Annotated in this window: 22 protein-coding genes and 1 other annotated feature; of the genes, 6 read left to right on the top strand and 16 right to left on the bottom strand. The window is 45.5% G+C overall.

Annotated features, from left to right (window positions below; genetic code table 11):
- The first annotated feature begins 24 nt into the window (after positions 1-24).
- Positions 25-1,143, top strand: a complete 1,119-nt coding sequence (locus tag LC20001_RS01840; RefSeq protein ID WP_010011468.1) for an acyltransferase family protein — start codon at positions 25-27, stop codon at positions 1,141-1,143.
- A 92-nt stretch (positions 1,144-1,235) separates the two neighbouring features.
- Here LC20001_RS01840 and LC20001_RS01835 read toward each other — a convergent pair whose 3' ends face one another.
- Positions 1,236-2,561: a dihydrolipoyl dehydrogenase family protein gene (locus tag LC20001_RS01835; protein WP_010011466.1), complete on the bottom strand. Its 1,326-nt coding sequence runs from the start codon at positions 2,559-2,561 to the stop codon at positions 1,236-1,238.
- A gap of 209 nt (positions 2,562-2,770) precedes the next feature.
- Positions 2,771-3,196, bottom strand: coding sequence for a hypothetical protein (locus LC20001_RS01830; protein ID WP_010011465.1), 426 nt, complete (start codon positions 3,194-3,196; stop codon positions 2,771-2,773).
- A 156-nt stretch (positions 3,197-3,352) separates the two neighbouring features.
- On the opposite strand from LC20001_RS01830, the gene LC20001_RS01825 reads away from it, so the two are divergent.
- The 3 genes from LC20001_RS01825 (at position 3,353) to LC20001_RS01810 (ending at position 5,908) form a co-directional block, all read left to right on the top strand.
- Positions 3,353-4,213 (top strand): NADP-dependent oxidoreductase, encoded by an 861-nt coding sequence (locus LC20001_RS01825; RefSeq protein WP_003678206.1) that lies wholly within the window; start codon positions 3,353-3,355, stop codon positions 4,211-4,213.
- Between the two features lie 419 nt (positions 4,214-4,632).
- Positions 4,633-5,538, top strand: coding sequence for an isoaspartyl peptidase/L-asparaginase (locus LC20001_RS01815; protein ID WP_010011464.1), 906 nt, complete (start codon positions 4,633-4,635; stop codon positions 5,536-5,538).
- On the top strand, positions 5,522-5,908 hold the full coding sequence (locus LC20001_RS01810) for a hypothetical protein (protein WP_010011463.1): 387 nt from the start codon (positions 5,522-5,524) through the stop codon (positions 5,906-5,908). Before LC20001_RS01815 ends, LC20001_RS01810 begins: the two co-directional genes overlap by 17 nt.
- A 50-nt stretch (positions 5,909-5,958) precedes the next feature.
- Here LC20001_RS01810 and hisC read toward each other — a convergent pair whose 3' ends face one another.
- The 13 genes from hisC to lepB form a co-directional block, all read right to left on the bottom strand.
- Positions 5,959-7,035: a histidinol-phosphate transaminase gene (hisC, locus tag LC20001_RS01805; protein ID WP_010011462.1), complete on the bottom strand. Its 1,077-nt coding sequence runs from the start codon at positions 7,033-7,035 to the stop codon at positions 5,959-5,961.
- Between the two features lie 41 nt (positions 7,036-7,076).
- Positions 7,077-7,397: a phosphoribosyl-ATP diphosphatase gene (gene hisE / locus LC20001_RS01800; protein ID WP_010011461.1), complete on the bottom strand. Its 321-nt coding sequence runs from the start codon at positions 7,395-7,397 to the stop codon at positions 7,077-7,079.
- Positions 7,398-7,416: 19 nt separating this feature from the next.
- Positions 7,417-7,746: a phosphoribosyl-AMP cyclohydrolase gene (hisI, locus tag LC20001_RS01795; RefSeq protein ID WP_010011460.1), complete on the bottom strand. Its 330-nt coding sequence runs from the start codon at positions 7,744-7,746 to the stop codon at positions 7,417-7,419.
- Positions 7,743-8,501: an imidazole glycerol phosphate synthase subunit HisF gene (gene hisF / locus LC20001_RS01790; protein WP_010011458.1), complete on the bottom strand. Its 759-nt coding sequence runs from the start codon at positions 8,499-8,501 to the stop codon at positions 7,743-7,745. Before hisF ends, hisI begins: the two co-directional genes overlap by 4 nt.
- A 27-nt stretch (positions 8,502-8,528) precedes the next feature.
- Entirely contained in the window at positions 8,529-9,263 is a 735-nt protein-coding gene (hisA, locus tag LC20001_RS01785; protein ID WP_010011456.1) for a 1-(5-phosphoribosyl)-5-[(5-phosphoribosylamino)methylideneamino]imidazole-4-carboxamide isomerase, read from the bottom strand.
- On the bottom strand, positions 9,260-9,871 hold the full coding sequence (hisH, locus tag LC20001_RS01780) for an imidazole glycerol phosphate synthase subunit HisH (protein WP_003678210.1): 612 nt from the start codon (positions 9,869-9,871) through the stop codon (positions 9,260-9,262). The genes hisA and hisH overlap by 4 nt, the downstream gene beginning before the upstream one ends.
- Positions 9,871-10,455, bottom strand: a complete 585-nt coding sequence (gene hisB / locus LC20001_RS01775) for an imidazoleglycerol-phosphate dehydratase HisB (RefSeq protein ID WP_003678211.1) — start codon at positions 10,453-10,455, stop codon at positions 9,871-9,873. Before hisB ends, hisH begins: the two co-directional genes overlap by 1 nt.
- Before the next feature lie 43 nt (positions 10,456-10,498).
- Positions 10,499-11,785 carry a histidinol dehydrogenase gene (hisD, locus tag LC20001_RS01770; protein WP_010011455.1) on the bottom strand — a complete coding sequence of 429 codons (1,287 nt, stop codon included), beginning with the start codon at positions 11,783-11,785 and terminating at the stop codon, positions 10,499-10,501.
- 3 nt (positions 11,786-11,788) lie between these two features.
- Positions 11,789-12,421 (bottom strand): ATP phosphoribosyltransferase, encoded by a 633-nt coding sequence (gene hisG, locus LC20001_RS01765; RefSeq protein ID WP_010011454.1) that lies wholly within the window; start codon positions 12,419-12,421, stop codon positions 11,789-11,791.
- Positions 12,418-13,560 carry an ATP phosphoribosyltransferase regulatory subunit gene (locus LC20001_RS01760; protein WP_010011453.1) on the bottom strand — a complete coding sequence of 381 codons (1,143 nt, stop codon included), beginning with the start codon at positions 13,558-13,560 and terminating at the stop codon, positions 12,418-12,420. The genes hisG and LC20001_RS01760 overlap by 4 nt, the downstream gene beginning before the upstream one ends.
- Positions 13,561-13,899: 339 nt before the next feature.
- Entirely contained in the window at positions 13,900-15,282 is a 1,383-nt protein-coding gene (gene ltrA / locus LC20001_RS01755) for a group II intron reverse transcriptase/maturase (RefSeq protein ID WP_069700543.1), read from the bottom strand.
- Positions 15,283-15,754: 472 nt separating this feature from the next.
- Positions 15,755-16,036, bottom strand: a binding site (T-box leader).
- 54 nt (positions 16,037-16,090) lie between these two features.
- Positions 16,091-16,924 (bottom strand): histidinol-phosphatase HisJ, encoded by an 834-nt coding sequence (hisJ, locus tag LC20001_RS01750; RefSeq protein WP_010011451.1) that lies wholly within the window; start codon positions 16,922-16,924, stop codon positions 16,091-16,093.
- A 219-nt stretch (positions 16,925-17,143) separates the two neighbouring features.
- On the bottom strand, positions 17,144-17,701 hold the full coding sequence (gene lepB / locus LC20001_RS01745) for a signal peptidase I (RefSeq protein WP_010011450.1): 558 nt from the start codon (positions 17,699-17,701) through the stop codon (positions 17,144-17,146).
- 231 nt (positions 17,702-17,932) lie between these two features.
- On the opposite strand from lepB, the gene LC20001_RS01740 reads away from it, so the two are divergent.
- Positions 17,933-18,706: an acetoin reductase gene (locus LC20001_RS01740; protein WP_010011449.1), complete on the top strand. Its 774-nt coding sequence runs from the start codon at positions 17,933-17,935 to the stop codon at positions 18,704-18,706.
- 142 nt (positions 18,707-18,848) lie between these two features.
- On the top strand, positions 18,849-21,488 hold the full coding sequence (locus LC20001_RS01735; RefSeq protein WP_010011448.1) for a cation-translocating P-type ATPase: 2,640 nt from the start codon (positions 18,849-18,851) through the stop codon (positions 21,486-21,488).
- A gap of 52 nt (positions 21,489-21,540) precedes the next feature.
- Here LC20001_RS01735 and LC20001_RS01730 read toward each other — a convergent pair whose 3' ends face one another.
- Positions 21,541-22,434: a LysR family transcriptional regulator gene (locus tag LC20001_RS01730; protein ID WP_003678220.1), complete on the bottom strand. Its 894-nt coding sequence runs from the start codon at positions 22,432-22,434 to the stop codon at positions 21,541-21,543.
- Positions 22,435-22,584 lie beyond the last annotated feature (150 nt).

Genomic DNA, 22,584 nt, shown 5'->3' with positions numbered 1-22,584 from the left:
ATTATCGAAAAGGTGGTATTTCTTATGAGCAAGTCAAAAAAGCTTGAAATAAACGTGGATATTGGCGATTATCTCAAGCTTTGTGCCTGTACAGCTGTTATGCTACAACCAATTTTAAGTTTAGCACTTACAGCGCACCCCGCAGCCGGAAGTCAATTCGGCATTGGACTCATCTATAACTTAGTAAAATTTACAGCACCAGCTTTTATATTTGGTATTTTATATACCACCACCCGCACCACGCTTAATGCCCAGCTAACCTATGGTAGTTATTTAAACAAGCAGTGGCACGCGTTATTTATTCCGACTATTTGGTGGACTTTCGCCTATTTATTACTAATGCCCAATGTGCAACAAGTCAATCAATTTCATGATCTACCTAGTTTCTTGTGGCATTTTATTAATGGGAATGCGGCGCCACATTTGTGGTATAACACCATGATGCTGCAATTCATTATTTTGATGCCACTTTTTTGGGCCATCGGTCATTGGTGCGGGACCAACAAAAAACGCGGCTGGATCACTTTAGGCGGCACGCTGCTCATCACCGCTGCCTGGTTGCTATTTTATGACACCGCGATTTTCCAGGGCCCACACGCCCAAAGTTGGTATTTATTTGATCGCTTATTTATCAGTTTCTTTATTTACGGTGTTGGCGGCGTACTTGCCTGGCAGTACCGGGCAAGCTTTAATCGTATGCTACAAAAATTTTGGCCGATTCTAGTCGTCATTTTCCTAGCTAGTTTCTACTGGACAAACTATGAATTACACCAATTCGGTACGCCAGTTGATCTAGCTAATGCCCCTTATTACAAACCATCCATGACGATCTATGATCTAGCAGCAATTGGCTTAATTGCCGCGTTGGCACTTTTTCAAATTCAACGCAAGTTACCTTTTACCGCCTTCGTCCACAAGTTTGCCGGTTTTGCCTATAAAGCTTATCTGTCCAATGTCTTCTGGTCACAACTCATCTGGCATTTATTTGGACAACAGCTCACCGGTCAAAGTATATTATTAGGCGTTATCCTGACCTATACTTGCACTTGGTGTCTATCATTTGCTTCTGCTTTTGGTCTGCACGCACTTTGGCAAAAGGTCAAAGCACTTAGTCGAAGTGACTCACGGCACTTGGCTGAATAGAGCTACGTTATATATTTAACTATTTAAAAAATCCGTTTAGAAATCAAATGATTTCTAAACGGATTTTCTTTTTTAAAACTGCTAACTTTTTATTAAACCTTACGAAAATAGCTATGCTGCAGACTAGGGAAAGTATAAATAAAGCGTTGAACCTGTTCATGGGTCAAGCGTAATTCAATGACCTCCAATAAACCATTGATCGTATCAACCGCTTCGTTACTATATTCCACCGCCCCGACCAAAATATTTTCCTGATCAAAAACCAAGGTCAGGCTGCCATCGGTTTCATTTTGCACTTGGCGGAACCAATCTTCAGCATATTCAAAAGTTTCGATCGTATATTGATCTGGCGATTTAGCCGCCTCAGTTGGGCTAATGCCAACCTGTGAGATCCGTGGTGAAGTAAAGACAGTTGTGGCAATACTAGGATAATTAATTGGCGCCGTTGTCTGTCCAGTAAATAATTGAGCTAAATATTGTGATTCAAAGATAGCAACTGGCGTGATCTTCGGCTGTGTTTTATCGACCACATCACCCGTTGCATAGACGCCAGCAACGTTGGTTTGCAAATGATCATCCACAACGATCCCATTTGCATTGGTCGCGATACCAATATTCTCTAGGCCACTGTCCGTCACATGAGGTTCACGGCCGGTGGCATCAAGAATATAGTCACTTTCCAAAGCAAATTGATTAGTCCCTTGCAGTAACAAACCAGATGTTGACTCTGTCACTGACTCGACTTGTTGATCATAGAAAAAGCGCACGCCGCGTTCACGTAAGCTGACAACTAATCGTTCAACGTAAGGTTGATAAAATTCGCGCAGTGGCTGATGACCTTTAACGATCACATTAACCTCAGCCCCGGCTGTATTAGCGATTGCCGCAAATTCCATTCCAACATAGCCAGCGCCAATGATCGTCACCCGTTCTGGCATCTGAGTCAATGCCATGAAATCGGTACTATCCCGCAGATAAGCTTGACCAGGAATATCCAAACGATGCGGCAACTGACCAAGGGCTAACACAATTTTCTCTGCATTATATTCGGTTGCCCCGACTGTGACGGTATCAGCAGCAGTGACGGTGGCATGGCCTTTGATCACTTGCACACCAGCTTTAACCAATTTTTGTTCGTTGCTTGCCGCTAGCCGACCAATCACTTCATGCTTATGCGCCATCAAATCAGGCCAGTTGATCTGGGGTACGCTATCAAACCCGCGCCCCTGCAACTGTTCAATATTACGCACCAATTCCACTGGCTTATCTAATGTAATTTTAGCGTTACACCCACGATTGCTGCAAACACCGCCAAATAAATCTTCTTCGACCACTGCAACTTTTAACCCCGCTTGACTCATGGGAATCGCACCGTTCCAGGCACCTTGACCACTACCAATAAATAGCACATCGAACATCATCTATAAGCCCCCTTAGACTCACTGACATTAAAGTTATTACAGAAATTACTTTTTGCGCTGCTCATCATCAATTTAACATTGAACCGCTATCTACGCCAAAGAATCTGCCTAACTGGACTAATCCCAGCTTGATTCGCCTAAACGAGCTCAAAAAATCATGCAAATTTTAGTCATAATTGGGTAAAAGCGCCTATTTTCAGTACATATTAAGCAATCTGATATTCTTCGGCCAATAATTGTTTAACATCAGTCAGACTACGTGTTCGTTGGGCGTGACCACTATCTTGTTTGGTATGACAAATCGCATAATCAGTAACGTTAAAAGCATCGATCATATCACAAACAGCAGCAGCATAATCACGATAGATCCAAATTAAATGCTGATGTTGCTGTTGATATTGTGTGGGTGCTTCTAATTCCTGGAAGCGATCAACTAAACTACCGAAATTGATCAAGCTACGTTTAAAATTAGTTTTGAGTTCCACTAATTCTCCAGTAGTTGCTTCGCGTGTATCCATGATATGCAAGTAACGGCCTTCATAATCGCGAAAACCTTGATCAAACATTTTTAACTTTGTGATCATATAAGTGACACACTGCAGATAACGCTTCTGGACATCAAATTCGTTCATTTTATTACGCCTCCATTTTATCGTTATGATTAAGAACAAATTAACATTGATCATAAATACTGGCAATAAATACGCATAAATGCCAATATCTTGGACATCGACAACTAATTGTATAATAATGGAATATAATTAATGACGAATAGAGGCTATCAGGTTATGCAGACAATGGTAATTAATCAATTCGGTTCCGCAAAGGCGTTGACCTTGACGGAACAACCACAACCAGAAATTTCTGCGCATCAAGTACTGGTTAAAGTGCATGCTTTTTCAATTGACCAATTGGATATTCAATTGCGTACAGGTCAACTGCTTGCACAAATTCCAGCAAATTTTCCCTTAACCTTAGGTTGGGATCTAGCAGGAACCATCGTTGCGGCTGGCAGTGCCGTCACTGATTTCTTAGTCGGTGACGCCGTACTTGCTCGTCTACCATTGACGACTCCCGGTGCAGCAGCTGAGTATGTTGCAGTCGATGCGGCCAACCTAGCTTATAAACCAGACAACGTTGCCTTTCGTACAGCGGCTGCGCTACCAACTGCCGGGTTAACTGCTTGGCAAACGATCGTAATGCATTTAGCGGTCGAAAATGAGCAACATGTTTTGATCAACGACTTCACCAGTTGTACTGGACAATTGGCCGCTCAACTAGCTGCGGGTATTGGTGCTGAAGTTACGGCCATCACTCCCGAAACCACTCAGGAATCTGATTTTAATTTAGTCGATGCAGCCACTGCTATGCAGCAGCAATACGACGTAATACTCGACTTAACGACCAAACCAATTACAACGAACTTACTTAGTGCAAATGGCCGCTATCTAGCGACACAGGAAGATTTTAATTTAGTCCCAGATGGTACTGAGTTACAGCATTTAGTCGATCTGCTAAGTCACAATAAATTACAAGTCCCACTGGGCCGTTGTCTCCCCTTCTCTGAACTTAGTATGATCACCGCACATCGTTTACTGGAAGCTGGTCATACGCAAGGCAAACTTGTGATCGAGATCATCGCCGACTAGCACATTTCACACTAGCCAAGTAGCATCAATGTGCTGGAAAATCAGCTGAGCAAGTGCTTTTTTAAGCATTCTAAAAAATGTTACCAAATTGTAAACAAAATTGGCGCCTAAATCGCTGATATTTCACTTGATAATCAGTACAATGAAGATAGTAATAAATGAAGGAGGCTGAGCATCGCTACAAGCACAGCTTTACCAATTTATAATTATCTGGGCCAACGACTACAGTTACAGCCCAACGTTCGTTATACGTTGATTATCAAGAATGGCTATATTTTGGCGTTGCGCGCCAGCGAAAAACAGTTGCGATTACCCAATTTAGTCGTTGCTTGACTCAAACGTGCTGCCGCAAATTGCTGGCGCACGTTTTTCATTTTTATATTTAACTAAAATCAAACCTTACTTAAGGGGGAATCCATATGACTTGGGGAATTATTTCAACGTGGCAAATGAGCCTGGATGGGGTCACTAAAGCCGCAGAGCAGCTGCGTGAAGGGCGGCCAAGCGGGGATGCGGTCCAAACAGCAATTGAAGATGTCGAGAGCAATCCAGCTTTTAATACGGTCGGCTACGGTGGTCTACCCAATGCTGAAGGTGCTGTAGAAATGGATGCTGCCTTTATGAACGGTGACACATTAAGTATTGGCGCCGTGGCTGCCTTACACGATATCGCACACCCGATCGCGGTCGCGCGTAATTTATCGCATGAACAACTAAATAACTTTTTAGCCGGCAGCGGTGCTGATGCTTATGCACAACGACACGGCTTCACGAATAAAAACATGCTGACCCCTGAAATGCAGGCTTTCTGGGGCAAGCAAGTACGTAAAAATGCTACCCGCCATGACGTGTTGAATACCCATGATACCGTTTCTGTGATCAGTCTTGATTACCGTGGGCGGCTGCACACGGGGACTTCAACAACGGGTATTTTTATGAAAGCTAAAGGCCGCGTCGGTGATGCGCCACTGCCTGGTGCTGGTTTTTATTGCGATAATAAGGTGGCTGGCGTGGTTACCACTGGATTAGGCGAGGATTTGATGAAGGGCATGCTGCCATTTAAGATCAATGAATTGATCCGCGCTGGTGCTACCCCACAAGAAGCCTGCGACCAAGCCGTTTATCCGTTTGTTGATGAACTTTATCATCGCAGTGGTCATATCGGTGCCGTATCCGTAGTTGCTTTGGACAAAGCTGGTAATTGGGGTGTAGCGACCAATACTGAATTCACTTTTGTCGTTGCTACTGACCAGCTAGAACCCACTGTTTTCACTGCTGAGCGTGGCTCCCACAATACAACAACGATCGATGAAGCAAGTCTTTAATGGCTATCTTCATGGTGCTGAACGCGTTTTATTGGCGCCAGCACCCCCTGAATTTCACTTAGAATTAAATTTCGGTGTTGGCCAGCAGCCAATACTGTACTTACCGACCGATAATCAACGCCGACAGATCAGTCGGCTCACGGTCACCAGACATCATTTACAGCTACACACGCCGCAGCAGCACCTACGTTGGCCAATTCCAGAATCACAACTACCTTGTTTAAGCATTGATTATAATTCAACTGGCTTTAGTTGGCACTATGAGACTGAGTCGGCGCAAGTAAACTTAGTTCGCTTGCCAGAGCAACGGTTGGTTATTTTAGGCAGTAAACGGCCGCTGGATTATCGCGTGGTGATCAGCGCAAAATAAAATCGTCAGTTATCAACGCCTTCATTAGGAAGTTGATAGCTGACGATTATTTATTTCTCATAAAACGCTAGAATCAATTGTTGTAGCTTTTCATTCTGCTCCGCAGTACCAAAAGTGATCCGCAACCAATCTGGCCGTAAACCAGTGCGTACGATAAAGCCGTTGTGCAGTAAGTAATCGGCTAATTTCAGCGCATGTGGTGCTTGGAAAAAGGTGAAATTAGCTTGTGAATGATAGAAAGTAAAGCCGTGCTGCTGCAAAAAGCATTCCCATTGCTGCCGCGCTTGGCGCACGCGGGTGACTGTCGCTTGTAAAAAGGCTTGATCGGCTAAGGCGGCCTGAGCGGCTAATTGGGCGATCGCACTTAAGTTATACGGTAAGCGCACCGACTGCAAGCTCGGCGCTAATTTAGGTGGCATCACGGCGTAACCGACGCGGAAGTTAGCTAGACCATACGCCTTTGAGAAAGTGCGCAAAACCATTAAATTATCGTACTGATCTAATAACGGTAACGCCGTATAGGTCGCTAGCTTGTCAACAAAGTCAATATAGGCTTCATCGATCAACACTAACACCGTCCGCGGCACTTGCGCCATAAATTTAGCGATCTCTGTTTGGGGTACAGCGGTCCCAGTTGGATTATTCGGGTTACACAACCAAATTAGTTTCGTTTTCGGCGTGATTGCGGCAGCCAGTGCGGTCAAATCAGCGATACCATCCGCTTGTACTGCCACATCGTGGACAATTGTATCTTCAATTTGCGCGTGTAATTTGTACTCGGAAAAAGTCGGCCCGAGTTCCAAAACTTCATCGCCAGTTTCCAAAAAAGTCCTGGAAACAAGTTCGATCACTTCGTCAAGGCCATTGCCAAATAACAGCCGTTCCGGCGCCACCTTAACGTAGTCGGCAACCGCTTGACGCAACGCTGCCGCATCGCCATCGGGATAATAGCGGCTGTTGCTAAAGTCCCAATTCTGTAAAGCTTGTTGGACTTTTGGTGAAGTGCCAAATGGATTTTCATTAGCCGATAATCGAACCACTGAAGCTAAGCCTAACTGCTTTTCTAGCTCCGGCAATGGCGTTTCTGGCACGTACGGTTGTAACTGACTGACCGTTTTTTTCAGCATCGCAGTTCCTCCTCTACTCACTTTTTTCGGATAATATCAATCTATAATTTATCGATCTCGCGGCGTTCTTGTGTTTTGCTCATTAGCCCTTCACGCTTAGCCAACTCGGTTTTGATATCATCGACACTGATCCCGCGGTCAGCCATTAAAACCAGCACGTGATAGACTAAATCACTGACTTCATACACAAATTCGTCATCGCTGGGATTTTTAGCGGCGACGATGACTTCGGTGGATTCTTCGCCGACTTTTTTCAAGATCTTATCCAAACCTTTAGTGAATAGATAATCGGTATACGAACCTTTTTCGGGATTACTTTTCCGTTGTAGGATCAATTGATAAAGTTCTTCGACTGTTTGCATAGTTATTGCCTTCTTTAAATTAAATTTCATTGCCTTCAATATCACGATAAAAACAACTATAGTGGCCGGTATGGCAGGCTGGCCCAGCTGGGGTAACGCTGATCAACAAGGTATCGGCGTCACAATCAACGCGGATCGCCACCACTTTTTGTGTATTGCCGCTGGTTTCACCTTTGTGCCATAACGCTTGGCGGCTGCGCGACCAAAACCAAGTTTCACCGCTGGCTAACGTTTTTTGCCAACTTTCCTCATTCATATACGCCACCATCAAAACTTGGCCGTTACTTGCGTCAGTGATGACAGTGGTCAGTAATTGTTGCGGTAATTTGCTAAAATCAAGTTGGATCATCGGACAGTCACCCCTTGTTCCCGCAAGCTTTGTTTAACTTGCGGAATGGTTAGCTCGCCGTAATGAAAAACTGAGGCGGCTAAAGCAGCATCAACGTCAGTTTCCGCAAAAAGGGTGTTGAAATCAGCTAATTTACCACAGCCGCCAGAAGCGACGATCGGCACATTGACCGCCGCAGTCAGTGCCTGATACAATTTCAAATCATAGCCGGATTTAGTGCCGTCGCGATCCATGCTGGTAACCAGTAACTCACCAGCACCTAAAGCGACCACTTTTTTAGCCCAACTGATTGCTTCTAGATCAGCAGCTTTACGACCGCCATTGACGTAAACCCGATATTCTTGGGTGGCTTCATCCCAGCGAACATCGATGGCCACCACGATACATTGACTGCCAAACTTTTCAGCGCCGGCTTGGATCAATTCCGGCTGCGTCACTGCAGCTGAATTCAAAGCAATCTTGTCGGCGCCGGCCTTTAACAAAGCTTGCATATCAGCTACACTTTTAATGCCGCCGCCAACGGTTAGAGGCATGAACACTTGTGCCGCCACTTTTTCGATGGTATCGACCATTGCGCGGCGGGCTTCATTGGTTGCCGTGATGTCGAGAAAGACTAATTCATCGGCCCCTTGTTGCTCGTATGCTGCGGCGATTTCGGCGGGATCACCAACATCGGTCAGATCCACAAAGTTAACACCTTTTTTCACTCGGCCATGATCGACATCTAAACAGGGAACGATTCGTTTAGCTAACATATGGTCAACCCCCTTTTTCGTATGTTTTTACAATTCAGATTTATTCCGACTAAGCTCAGCCAGCTCGGCTAGGGTCACGCTACCGGCATAAAGTGCCTTACCGACGATTGCGTGCTCAATGCCCGCTGCCGCTAGATTTTTAAGATCGCGGGCATCGCGCACCCCACCGGAAGCCACAAAAGTTGCCATCGGAAATTGTGCGGCGAGTTCAACTAACTGTGCTTGGTTAGGACCTTGTAAGGTGCCATCGCGCTCAATATCGGTGACGATAAACGTTTGTACACCGACTTTTTGCATGGCAGCGACTAGGTCAGCCATCGTGACTTGGCTTTGCGCCAACCAGCCTTCGGTAGCGACTTTACCCTGCTTACCATCGATACCGACAACAATTTTAGCGGCGCCGAATTTTTTGACCGCGGTAGTGACCAATTCAGGATCAGTCAAAGCTGCCGAGCCAATGATCACTCGGGTAACACCCAAGTTCAGATAGGTTTCGATCTGCGCTAAGGTGCGAATACCGCCGCCGATTTCGACTTGTAGGGGTGTTTGTTCGACGATCGCAGCAATAATCGCTTGGTTCACCGGGCGGCCATCCTTGGCCCCATCAAGGTCAACTAAATGTAAATTGGTCAAGCCAGCAGCTGCGATCTGCTTGGCCTGTTGTAGCGGCGAATTATTGACCACCGTTTCTTGGTCAAATTGCCCCTGATACAGCCGGACACTGCGACCATTCTTTAAATCGATTGCGGGATATAACTTCATATGCGAACCAACTCCTTATTGAAGCGTGCCAAGCCTTGTAGGCCAACCTGACCGCTTTTTTCGGGGTGAAATTGCATCCCCATCACGTTATCTTGTTGAATGATGCTGGGAATTTTCACGCCGTAATCGGTTTGGGCGATAATATTCTTCGCCGCTGTTTGGACATAAAATGAGTGTACGAAGTAAGTTGCTTGCTGATCAAAAACGTCAGCCACCGGATTAGGCTGCAAGACTTGATTGGTGTTCCAACCCATATGGGGTACTTTTAGCCCATTATCAGCGGGGATCGGCACCACTTCACCGGGTAATAAACCAAGACCGCGGGTGATCCCAAATTCGTAACCCGTTTCAACTAATAATTGCATGCCCAAGCAGATCCCTAAAATTGGTTTCCCTTGTTGGGCAGCCGTTTGCAAAACGGTGACTAGGCCACGTTCTGCTAACGCCGCCATTGCTTTTTGAAAAGCGCCAACGCCGGGTAAAATCAAACCATCGGCGGCTAAAATCGTCGCTGGGTCACTGGAAAGTTGGTTGGCGATGCCGAGATAATCCAGCGCCTTTTTCAAATTGCGGGTATTACCGGTATCATAATCAACGATCACTAACATCAGATCACCCCTTTAGTCGATGGAATGCCTTTGACTTCGGGATTGATTGCCACCGCGCCACGCATTGCTCGTCCGAGGGCTTTGAATAGCGCCTCGATTTTATGATGCGTGTTGCGACCGTATAATACCGTAGCATGACAATTCAACTCAGCGTTAAACGCGAAGCCTTGGAAAAAGTCCTCCGTCACTTCGGTATCGTAAGTGCCTAAGCGCGGATTGGTTAACTCAGCGTCAAAAACTAAATACGAGCGGCCGGATAAATCGATCACCACACGAGCCAAAGTTTCATCCATCGGTACAAAGGCGGTGCCAAAACGTTCGATCCCGGCCTTATCACCGAGAGTTTGCTTAAAACACTGACCAAGTACGATCGCGATATCTTCGGTAGTGTGATGTGGGTCAACATTGAGATCGCCCTTAGCTTCAACAATCAAGCCGAAGCGGCCGTGTTTAGCAAAAGCATTCAACATGTGATCGAGAAACCCGATGCCGCTATTGATTTTGATCGTGCTGGCATCATCTAAATTTAAAGCAACCGTGATTTGCGTTTCCTGTGTATTACGCGTTATTTTTGCTTGTCTCATCCTTACACCTCTTCGTGGTTATTTTTGTTCCGATACAACTTGATCAAGACTTCGCATTAGGAAAACGAGCTTCAATCGCCCGGGCGTGGGCTTCCAAACCTTCCGTCCGCGCCAAAGTCGTGATGGCACTGGCTTCTGGCTGCAACGCGGCGGCCGTGTATTGAATAAATTGCGTGCGCTTGACGAAATCATACACACCTAATGGGGAGAAGAAACGCGCCGTACCACTAGTCGGTAAAATATGGTTCGGACCAGCGACATAGTCCCCGAGCGGCTCAGAGGCTGTACTACCTAAGAAAACAGAGCCGGCATTTTCGATTTGTGCCAAATATTGCATCGGTTCCGCAACTTGAACTTCCAAATGTTCTGGTGCAATAGCATTCATCAACGTAAACGCATCAGCTAACGAAGCCACGATTGCAATAAACCCTTCATTATCTAATGATGCGCGGGCAATTTCTTGACGTGGTAACGTGGCTAATTGTTTTTCTAATTCAACGTTAACGGCTTGGGCTAAAACTAAACTTGGTGTGACCAACATCGGCCGAGCTAACTTGTCATGTTCGGCTTGTGACAACAGATCCGCGGCGACTTGGGCTGGCTTGGCGTTGTCGTCAGCGATAATCCCGATTTCCGAAGGTCCAGCGATCATATCGATACTGACCTTACCAAATACTTGTTTCTTAGCGGTCGCAACAAAAATATTACCGGGGCCCATAATTTTATCGACTTGCGGAATGGTTTCCGTGCCGTAAGCCAACGCCGCAACAGCCTGTGCGCCACCAACTTGGTAGATCGCATCGATACCAACTAATTTAGCAGCAGTTAAAACGGCAGGGTTGATACCCTCCTTTTGTGGTGGAGTTACCATGACGATTTTTTTGACACCAGCTAATTTAGCGGGGATCGCGCTCATCATGATCGTTGAGGGATAAGCGGCTGTTCCGCCGGGGACATACAAGCCAACAGCGGCCAACGGCGTCACTTTTTGACCGCGGATCACGCCAGGACGCTCACTGTCGATGAAGCCATAGCTGATTTCCTTTTTATGGAAGGAAGTAATATTGCGCTGGGCTAATTTTAAAGCCGCCAGTAATTCTGGCGCGCTGTTATTATAAGCCGCATCGATCTCCGCTTGTGGCACTTGCAAATCAGTTAGGGTCACGCCATCAAATTTTTCACTGTATTGCCGCAAGGCGGTGTCGCCATTTGCTTGGACATCAGCCAAAATTGCCGCGACGCTGGCTTCAACTTCGGGATGAGTCGCTTGTTGCGTCCGTTGATTCACTTGTTTTTTAAGTTCCGCCAATGATTGTTGTAAAATTTCCATGTGCTAGACCTCCGTTTGAATTGCTTGCTGTAAATTTGTGATCAATTGCTGGATCGCATTTTGATGTTGCTTTAAGGCTAACCGGTTAACGACTAATCGCGTCGAGACCGACTGTAAAGTTGCGAAAACTTGTAAGTTGTTTTCTTTTAAGGTGGTGCCGGTTTCGACAATATCGACGATCGCATCGGCTAAACCGACTAGCGGCGCTAATTCCACTGAGCCTTCGATCTTGATGATCTCCACATCCTCACCGATACTACGGAAATATCGTTGAGTAATGTTCGGGTATTTAGTGGCGATAATTTTGCGTTTGACCTGATAAGGATCGAAATTCGGCGTCGACGCTAAGACGAAATGACATTTACCCGTTTGCAGATCAAGCATTTCGTATTGTTCGTTGTGCTGTTCTTCCAAAATATCACTACCGACGATACCGATATCCATCGCACCGCGATTGAGGTAAGTCAGCACATCCGGCCCTTTTGCCAGGATAAAATGATAATCAGGCAAATCGTTAAAAATCAGCCGCCGCTGCTTATTGCGGATCGCTGTACAATCAATACCGCTAGCTTCCAGTAACGGCAGTACTTGTTTTTCGGTACGGCCTTTGGTCAAAGCAATTTTCAATGCACTCATGGTTGCACCTCCGTGACGTCGATCAGTCTACTGTTGGTTTGCCGAGCGATTCGCTCCGCTTCGTGCTTAGTTTCCGCCAAACACAAACTACTATTTGGTTGTTGCTGCAAAATTTGTTGTGCCGCACCCCAACTGGCTTCATCAAAGTAGATCAAAGTCGTGGGCGTTGTCGTGGTGACCGCCGTGTATTGCGCTAATTGATCAACTTCAAAAGCTAAACCAACAGCAGGCTGCAGCGTATTTTGAAAGCTGGATAACAACTGATCATAACGCCCACCGCTGAACAAAAATTCGGCCGTCGAATCGCTATAACCGTGAAAAATCATCCCTGTGTAATAAGCCTGCGGCGATTCGATCGATAGATCTAGCTCAATTTTTTGCTGGGGAAATTGTTGCTGTAAAAAGGCTTGAGTAGCGGATAATTCTTGCATGATCGACTGTAACTCAGGCATTGCCGGTAACAGCTCTAATTTAGCGAGTACCTGCTCAAAATCACCAAACAACCACGGCCAAACTTGTAAAAAGGGATAAAAGGGATCATCCGCTAGTGGCGCGATCACAGCTTGATAGGCAGTGACGTTTTTACTGAATAATGTGCGTTGCAAAGTTGCTTGTTGCAGGGTATTCAACGGTAATGCCTGTAACACCGCCTTAACAAAACGGGCGTGGCCTAACTCAACGTGGAGATCACTGACCGCCAATTGCTGACAAAGTTCGATTGCAGCAGTCAAACACTCCCATTCGGCTTTTAACGAACGATAACCAATAATTTCAATTCCGGCCTGTGTTTGCTGGTTATAGCTGCCGGATAAGCGCTTTTTGACTCGGAAAACCTCGCCACTGTAATACCATTTGACTGGCGTCTTGATACCGGTGGTGCTCATCACCCGTGCCACCGGTAAAGTTAGATCAGGCCGTAAAACCAAGGTCTCCCCGTGCTCATCTAGTAACTGGTAGGGCTGATAAGTTTGTTGCTCCATTGAGCTGAACACCGCCTTATATTCAAGTAACGGTGTGGTCAATTTTTGAAAACCACGGCTGCGAAAGTAAGTTTGAATCTGGCCGGTAATTTTTTCTTTAGCCTGTGCGACGACACCAAATTCATCGCGCGTACCGACTGGTAAATTACGATTCAACATGGTCAGTGCCCCTTTCTTTTTTGAGTTGATGATTGGTGAAAATGTGTTTACGGAATAATTATTGTGCTTGGCTAACTGGGTTTGTGGAAACGTGTTTGGAAAAGCAGATTATTGCGCTTAGCTAACTGGGTTTGCGGAAACGTGTTTGAAAAAGCAGCCACTTCCACCTAGCTACGCTTAGCTAACGATTCGCTGCGCGTATCTTATCGCTAAGCTAGGCTACGTTCCAGTGTCTAATCGCTTTTTCAAACACTCTGAATAATCGAGTAGGAGGTAATTGTAAGTTACCGTCCTCTCACACCACCGTACGTACGGTTCCGTATACGGCGGTTCAATAATTTAAGCACTCTGAATTTGCTGGAGCGTCTGACTCAAGTTAATGAGTCCACGACGTTCCAGCTCTTTGTTAGTTAGGGTACGGCACAGCGTTTTACTATGCGCTGTCCGCCAGTACCCTTTACGCGTGTTAGCGGATAGCTTAGCTTCATCTTTCGTAAATCCTAATCCGCTCAAGTTGTTCTCTCTAGTTTTGGCTTTCTTCCATTGTTTCCAAATGTACTGGCGAATACGTGACCGCAGCCACGCATCTAATTCCGTGATGAACCGCTTCATTCTACCCAAGCTGTAATACTGCAACCAACCGCGCATCTTTTGACGAATCTCTGCCATTATTTGGTCTTCGGATACACCACGATTACGCTTAGTCAGCCGCCTCAATGCTTGTTTAACTCGCTGCTTCGCTGACCACACCGGATAGGGAAAAGCCCTGCCTTTAGTGTGGCCCAACGTAAAACCTAAGAACTTCATTCTGTTGGTGGCGACCACTTGTGTCTTTTCCTGATTGAGCGTGAGTTTTAACTCATGCTCGAGAAAACGAGTCACACTAGCGAGGACTCGTTGGCCCGCGCGTGGACTTTTAACAAAGATATTGCAGTCATCGGCGTAACGGACAAATTCATGACCGCGCCTAGCTAGTTCTTGGTCGAATTCGTTGAGATAAATATTCGCTAACAGTGGCGAGATCGGCCCGCCTTGCGGTGTGCCTTTCTCACTGCGTTCAAACAATTGCCCATTCATGGTGCCACTAGTCAGAAAACGGCGAATGAGCCGTAGTATCCAGCGGTCACTAATTCGCTGCTTGAGAAACTTCATAAGCATGTCATGATTAACCGTATCGAAGTAGGCCTTCAAATCCAGATCAACCACATAGTGATAACCCGCATTATCTAGCTGAACGACCTGTTGAACTGCGTCATGTGCACTGCGTTGGGGTCGAAAACCAAAACTATTGTTGGCGAAGATCTGTTCATATATCGGCGAAAGGACCTGGGCCACGGCCTGCTGGACTAGCCGGTCGATCACGGTCGGAATGCCAAGCTTACGCGTTCCACCGTTGGGCTTTGGAATTGAGACTTGCTTGACTGGTGCCGGTTTATAAGTCCCATTGGCCAATTCTGCGAGTAATTCTTCGCGATGTACTTTCAGGTACGGTTTCAATTCATCAACGGTCATACCGTCAACTCCGGCCGCCCCTTTGTTCCTGACCACACGTTGATAAGCCAAATTCAGGTTGTTGCGGGCCAAAACTAATGCTTGAAACTGAGTGCCACTCATCTTTTCTCCTTCACCGGAGGCGATACTACGCGCCCCAGTTTGTCTTTGGTCTTCCAGACCTATCATCCGCTGGCGGTCAGCTTGTTCTGTTTTCTGCGATTTTCGCATCGTCTTCACTTCCAGTCGCAATATGAGTTATTATTGTTTGGTCCTTCATGGTTACCCACTACTATGACCTCGGCTGACTCCTGTACACTTAACCAGCCATTTCTGACTTGCTTTGAACTCATATTTCCTTGTCATTTGGGTATTCCCTAAGAAAATCAGGATTGTGTGTACAGGTCTCCCCGGGTAAGAACGTCAACTTTCGTACCATGTCACCGTCAGCTTTACTGTCGTAACTTCGGGTAGTATCGGACTTCAGTGTGTTTGGCCACCTTATCCAGTTACTTCCGGCCTTATAGCTGCTTCTTGTTCATCGGTGCAGTACTTTGCTCATCAGGCTTCCTTCAGTCTTCACCTCACGATAAAGGCCTTGCCTTTGGCTAGCGGTTCCGACTACTACGGCCCGCAGTGGACTTTCACCACCTAGTTGACGCCCATGCCGGGCGCACCAAAAAATCCCCGCAAGCTTATCGCTTACGAGGACGAATGATCGTGGTGCCACCTCAAGTTTATCTGGACCTTACAGGCCAGACCTCAAGTTGCAAATTAAGTGTCATTTTTAAAACGTGCGCTGAATAATCACACTAGAATCAAATTAACTTGTAACAGTTTTTAACGCAGACCCTGCGTTGGTGCTTACTGTGATTCAGCGCCAAAGTTCATAGATGTGTGTTCACAAGTTATGCTATATCCTCACAGCCGTCTGGATACTCTCTCGAAACATTTGCTTGCTACTTTTTCTAATCAAAACTTCATTTTATTTTTAATGTTGTTCTCATAATAGCAGTTGTTTTCAAAAAGTCAAGCGGCTTTATACAAATTTTTCGATCTGATGATAGGCATGACCAACTTCGGCAATACTATGAGCATCTGAACCATAAATTAACGGAATACCTGCCGCTTGTGCCCGTAGAATCAAGTCAGAATAAGGATAAGTCTCATTACAGTAAGGCTTATATAACCCAGCAGTATTTAGATCCAAACTAAAATGGCGCTGTTTTAAACTAGCAAATAATTGATCAACTAAGGCCAAATTGGTCGCATTAAATTTAGTTGGTAAATTAAAATAGTCTTGGAATTTTTTAATCAAAGTCATGTGTCCCAATCGTGTTGGTGCGTGGGGGCCTAAATCAGTCTGTACGGCAACCAGCAACGCCTGTAAATATTGGCCGTATAAGGCCTGAGCATCACCATTTTGTGGATCGAGTAAGCCTTTTTTGAAGTCAGCGGTAGTATCATCAACACACCAAAACTTAGCAGCTGCCCCTTGCATAAAATGAATTGAAAGTACGTTATCTTGCGTCTGTGGGCCATACTCAGCCCAAAAATCACGGGTCCAAGCGACTTGAGTGGGCAAAAAATCTAGTTCAAAACCAATATTGATTTTAATTTGCCCGCGATATTTTGCTTGTAATTGCTGGCATTTCTTGAAATAAGCTGGTAGATCATTCAACGCCATTGAGGCTTCAGTCAAGCCAGTCATCGCACCAGCGTAATCGTGCTTAAAATCCGGTGGTAACGGCGCGTGCTCGGTAATACTGTATTCGCTAAAGCCAAATTTAATAGCCTTTTGGATCATCAATTCAACGTCGTCGCCACTACCATGGGGACAAAATTCTGTATGGCTGTGCCCATCCTTTTTCATTCAAGTCACTACTTTCATCATTTTAGCTTTAATCTAGCACGCCGCCGCAATGAAAACAATGCGCAAAAAAGGAGCGTATGACATTCCAGCTACTCCGCTAATAAGGTTGCCTTATGGAACCCGGTTTAACTATACGGTTCAGAAGTACAAAAAAGGAGTTAGACGTAAGTAAATTACGTCCAACTCCTTCGCTGTTAGTCATTAACTTAATGATACACACTAATAAATCGACATTTTGTTCAGTGGCCAATAACGCCAAACGACTTTACCTTCAATTTTATTACGTTTAACAAAACCGATCATTCGGCTATCCTTTGAAATCGGCCGATTATCACCCATGACAAAGTATGATTCCTGCGGTACCTTCTTGGCATAATTCGTTGCTTTCAATGTGCTTAACGAGAAGTTTTGCGTGAACAAACCGTTGTTATCATCCGCCCATTGTGTCTTATAACTGTTCAAGTAAGGTTCATCGTATTTCTTACCATTAACGTACATTACATCATCTTTTGACGTCACGGTATCGCCCGGTAAACCAATAATTCGTTTGATATATAACGATCCATCTGGTGCGTGTAGAATCACCACATCCCCACGCTTAAGTGTGGGGTGGCGCCAAACTAGCACGCGATCATTGTCCATAAAATTAGGTTCCATTGAAGGCCCATCCACATTATGTGGCGTGATCAGGAAAGTGCGCAATAACATTGCCACACCTACGACGATCACAATATCAATCACGACCCACAGCCATGATTTGACAGTTTCTTTTTTCATTTTTCGTAGCCCCTTATATGCATTGATTATTCATTGATATAGATTATTTATACATTAGTGATTAACTTAGAATTCATTACCGTATTATAACGACTTCAACAATACATTTTAGTATAAGCTGTTGACCCAGCTTTGACAAGCGGGACAACCAAAGCTAGCGTTTGCTTAAACATAAACGCATATCGATGCTATACTAAACCTGAAACCATATTCATAGGAGGAACTATTAATATGCCACAAAAAATTGCAGTCATCACCGGCGCCGGACAGGGTATTGGTCGCGCCATCGCTAAAGCTTTAGCCGCCGACGGATTCTTCGTGGCTGCTTCCGATATTATCCTCGCTGCCGCACAACGTACCGTCAAAGAAATTCACCAGCAACACCATCGTGCAGCAGCCTACCAAACGAATGTCATTTACCAACATGATGTCCAACATTTAGTTGAGCAAGTCGTCACCGAGCATGGCCATATCGACGTCATGGTCAATGATGCCGGTATCGTTAAAGTCGGTCCTGTTGAGCAAGTTACTGATAAAGAAGTGGACGATTTAATGGCAGTTAACGTTAAAGGTGTCCTGTTCGGTATTCAAGCAGCGGCGCGGTTCATGAAAAAGCAAGAACACGGCGGCAAAATTATTAACGCCGCTGGTTTAGGCGCCATGGAGGGAATGCCCCTGCTCAGTGCATACTCTGCTAGCAAATTTGCTGTCCGTGGTTTGACCCAAGCAGCCGCCAAAGAACTGGCGCCTTATCATATCACAGTCAATTCTTATTCACCAGGTATTGTTAACAGTCCATTATGGGAATTAGTCAACGCACAAACCGAAAAATTAGACCAAACCGATCGGCAAACCGCATTGAAACAGTTTAGCGAGCGCATTGCTTTAGGGCGCATTGAGGAACCAGAAGATGCCGCCAATTTAGTCACTTTTTTGGCTAATGACCGTTCAGACTATATTACTGGTCAAACGATCACCGTCGATGGTGGTCTGCATATGAGTTAACCGTGTCCTGCGTCACCAAATATTCGGTGGCGCTTTTTTGATCGACTTTGCTAGTACATATTTTGACAATTAATTTAACTGCTTGTTACAATTAAATTGTAGGTTTATTCATTTCTGAAGCCAATAAAGGAGGCGACTCAACATGACACATGCCACTCGCAGCGGCAGTGACATTTGCCGCGAATACCAAGTTGACCCCCAACAAGGCTTGTCTGAAGCACAGGTCGACAAACAACGCACTATTGCTGGCACCAATGAACTTGCCGCAGCGCCCCCAATCCCGCTGTGGCGCAAGGTCATTCAGCAGCTTACCGATATTACCTCCATTATCTTATTGATCGCCACCGGGATCGCAGCATACTTAGCTATCACCAGCGATAGTTCTTGGCTGAAAGTGATCGTCATCGGCGCGATCATCGTTTTAAATGTCGTTATTACTTTATTCCAAGAACATCACGCGGAAAAAGCATTAGCAGCTTTGCAAGATCTACACGTTCCGACCGTTACTGTTTTACGGGAAGGCACTAAAACGACTTTACCTGCACCCGAATTAGTTCCCGGCGACATTGTTTTACTGACTGCGGGTAATAGTGTACCAGCTGACGGTCGATTGTTAACGGCGCAGAATTTGACCATCGACGAAGCCATTTTGACCGGCGAAAGTGAAGCCATCAGTAAACAAACGGAAACTTTGGCGGCTGACCCCGACAGTATTGGCGATAGTTTTAACTTAGTTTTCTCCGGCACGGCAGTCACGCAAGGTAACGGTAGCTTCGTGGTGACCGCCACCGGAATGCATACCGAACTTGGTAAGATCGCCACATTGCTGAACAAAACTAAAAAACAAAAAACCTTGCTACAACAACGCTTATCTCAGTTAGCGTTGCGTTTGACCACCATTGCTTTAATTGCCGGTGTACTGATTTTTCTTTTAAACTTTTTCTTGTATCAAGATAATATGGCTGATAGTTTGTTGATCGGAATTTCATTAGCCGTCGCTGCCGTTCCCGAAACACTACCGGTGATCGTCACCCTAAGTTTAACTCATGGGGTACGTAAAATGGCGCAGCGCCGGGCAATTATTCGCCGAATGACTGCGGTAGAAACAATCGGTAATGTGAATGTGATCGCCAGCGACAAAACAGGAACGTTAACACAAAATAAAATGACGATCACCCGCTTTTGGCAACCTGAACAGCCAGTACAGAAAATAGATGATCTAAATGAACTGACGCCTGAGCAACAGCAAGCCTTTACGTATATGGGCCTAGCTACCAATGCTGAAGTAACCGATGACGGTGAAGCCCATGGCGACGCAACCGAACTAGCAATTGTTCATCTCCTGGAAAAATTCAATTTGCACCGTCGTGACTTTGAAAAAGATTATCCACGTTTAGATGAAGATCCTTTCGATTCAACTAAGAAAACCATGGCAACTTTACACGAAACGCCTGACGGTCATTATGTCGTGATCGTCAAAGGCGCCATCGATCGACTACAACTGGCACAGCAACCAAAAGAAATGATGCGGGTACACAACGATTTTGCGGCCAACGCCTTACGTATTTTAGGGATCGCCTATCGTGAATTTTCCACTAAACCGACAGCTGACTGGGCCGAGATCGAGCAAGAACTGACCCTAGTTGGCTTAATTGGCTTAATTGATCCACCACGCCCTGAAGTACCCGCAGCGATTGCCAAAGCTCATGCAGCCGGCATCAAACCGGTAATGATCACTGGTGATCATTTAGCCACCGCCAAAGCAATTGCTAGTGATATTGGCATCTTGCAAGCCGGTGATCAAGCAATCAGCGGTGCCGAATTACGCCAGCTAAGTGATCGTGAACTAAAAGATAATATTGCCGACTATAGTGTTTTTGCCCGTGTTTCTCCGGAAGACAAATTGCGGATCATTACCGCTTGGCAAGCTAACGGCGCCACGATTGCTATGACCGGTGATGGCGTCAACGATGCACCCGCGCTGAAAGCCGCTGATGTCGGTATCGCAATGGGGATCACTGGGACCGACGTTTCTAAAAATGCCGCCGACATGATCCTCACCGATGATAATTTTGCCACGATCCTCGATGCGGTCGAAGAAGGCCGCACCGTTTACCATAATATTTTAAAAGCGATCGAATTCTTAGTCGGTGTCAACTTTGCTCAGATCTTCTTGATGCTGATCAGCGTCAGTCTCGGCTGGGGCACTATTCTCATTGCCGAACAGCTATTGCTGATCAACGTACTAGCCGACGGACTCCCCGGCTTTTATATCGGTTACGAACCTGGTGATCGCGATAACATGCAACAACCGCCAGTTAGCAAAAATCGCTCGTTATTTGCCGATGGTCTCGGTTGGCGGTTAGGGTTACGGGCCTTAGTCTTCACGCTATTAGTCGGCGGCGTTTACTACCTTGGCCGTTTCAGCTTAACTGGCGGTTCGCAGGAACAAGGAATGACGATGGCCTTTCTGGTACTGGCATTGGGCTCAGTGATCGACGTTTATCCGATCAAAACCCATCAAATGCTGAGTTGGCGCACACTCAAGCATAATCGTCCCTTAAATATCAGTGTCACCATCGCGATCAGTCTAGTTTTGGCCACCGCCTTTGTGCCCTGGCTTCAGCAAGCTTTCGCTCTCACCAATTTATCCACTTCTGCATGGTGGATCACGGTGCCAGCAATTTTTGGCTCAGTGATCTGTCTCGAGATCACTAAGTACTTCCGCTTAAAACGAAAACAGAGAACCGCACAATCAAGTGCCGAATATGACTTAGATTAAACACAGAGGGTGGGATGAGTCGCTGCTAAAAGCCGACCATCCCACCCTTTTCTTATGCCAGTAAATTCTCTGGATATCGTTGATCAATATATGCTTTGATCGCCTGCAACATTTTTTTTGTTGATGGCGCGACGGCTTGGACCTTATTGGCCACTAAAGCTACCGTACGATGAAAGTCTTGATCAAATGGATAAATATTCACATTACCGGATAATTTTTGTAAGGCTAACTCTGGTAAAATACCCATGCCAAGACCACTTTCAACCATGGCTAAAATTGATTGATCATCAATACTGTAGCGTAACGAATTCGGCCGCACATTGTAACGATCCAGCGCGCGTTTAGTGTCACGATCATAATCGGTTTGCTGCAAAATAAAATCCTGATTAGCCACATCAGCAGCGGTAATATAACTTTTATGTGCCGGAACAAAATTTTGCGGTGTAATACAGAAAATCGGATCAGCAATCAGCGGCGTGACCACCAATGGATCAGCAATCGGCAAAGCGGAAAAACCGATATCGATCGTACCAATTTTAGCTTGATTGACAATATCGTTGAAATCACTTTGGACAATACTGATCGCAATATCCGGATATTGCTGCTTGAATTTCTGAATGATCGGCGGTAACCAGCTGATACACACACTACTAAAAGCACCGATCCGAATCGAGCCTGCATTTAACCCATTGATGTTGGCCGCTTCCTGACGTAAGCGTTCTTCCGTATTTAGGATTTCCTGCACGATCGGCAAAATACGTTTACCATCACTGGTCAATTCCACGCCAGTGCGGTTACGAATAAACAACGGAAAACCAAGTTCATTTTCTAGTTGATTGATCGAATGACTGACCGCACTGGGAGTTACATTTAACGCGACTGCGGCCTGATAAAAGGTTTTACGTTCTACGACTGCATGAAAAATTTCGTATGAGAAAGTGGACATTCAAATTTCCTCCTTAATAACGCACCGACTTTACCAGTAACCAAGTATAATGACGAAAATTTCACATTGGGTTGTACGAGTTCTGAAAATGAACTACCTAAATTATTGATCAATTCGATCGTTTGATAGTAGATCGGATTTTTAATAGTT

The sequence above is a fragment of the Loigolactobacillus coryniformis subsp. coryniformis KCTC 3167 = DSM 20001 genome, assembly GCF_002706425.1.
GTDB classification, from domain to species: Bacteria; Bacillota; Bacilli; order Lactobacillales; family Lactobacillaceae; genus Loigolactobacillus; species Loigolactobacillus coryniformis.
The sequence above is the reverse complement of the archived record's forward strand: the minus strand, read 5'-3'. Positions and strand labels throughout refer to the sequence as shown.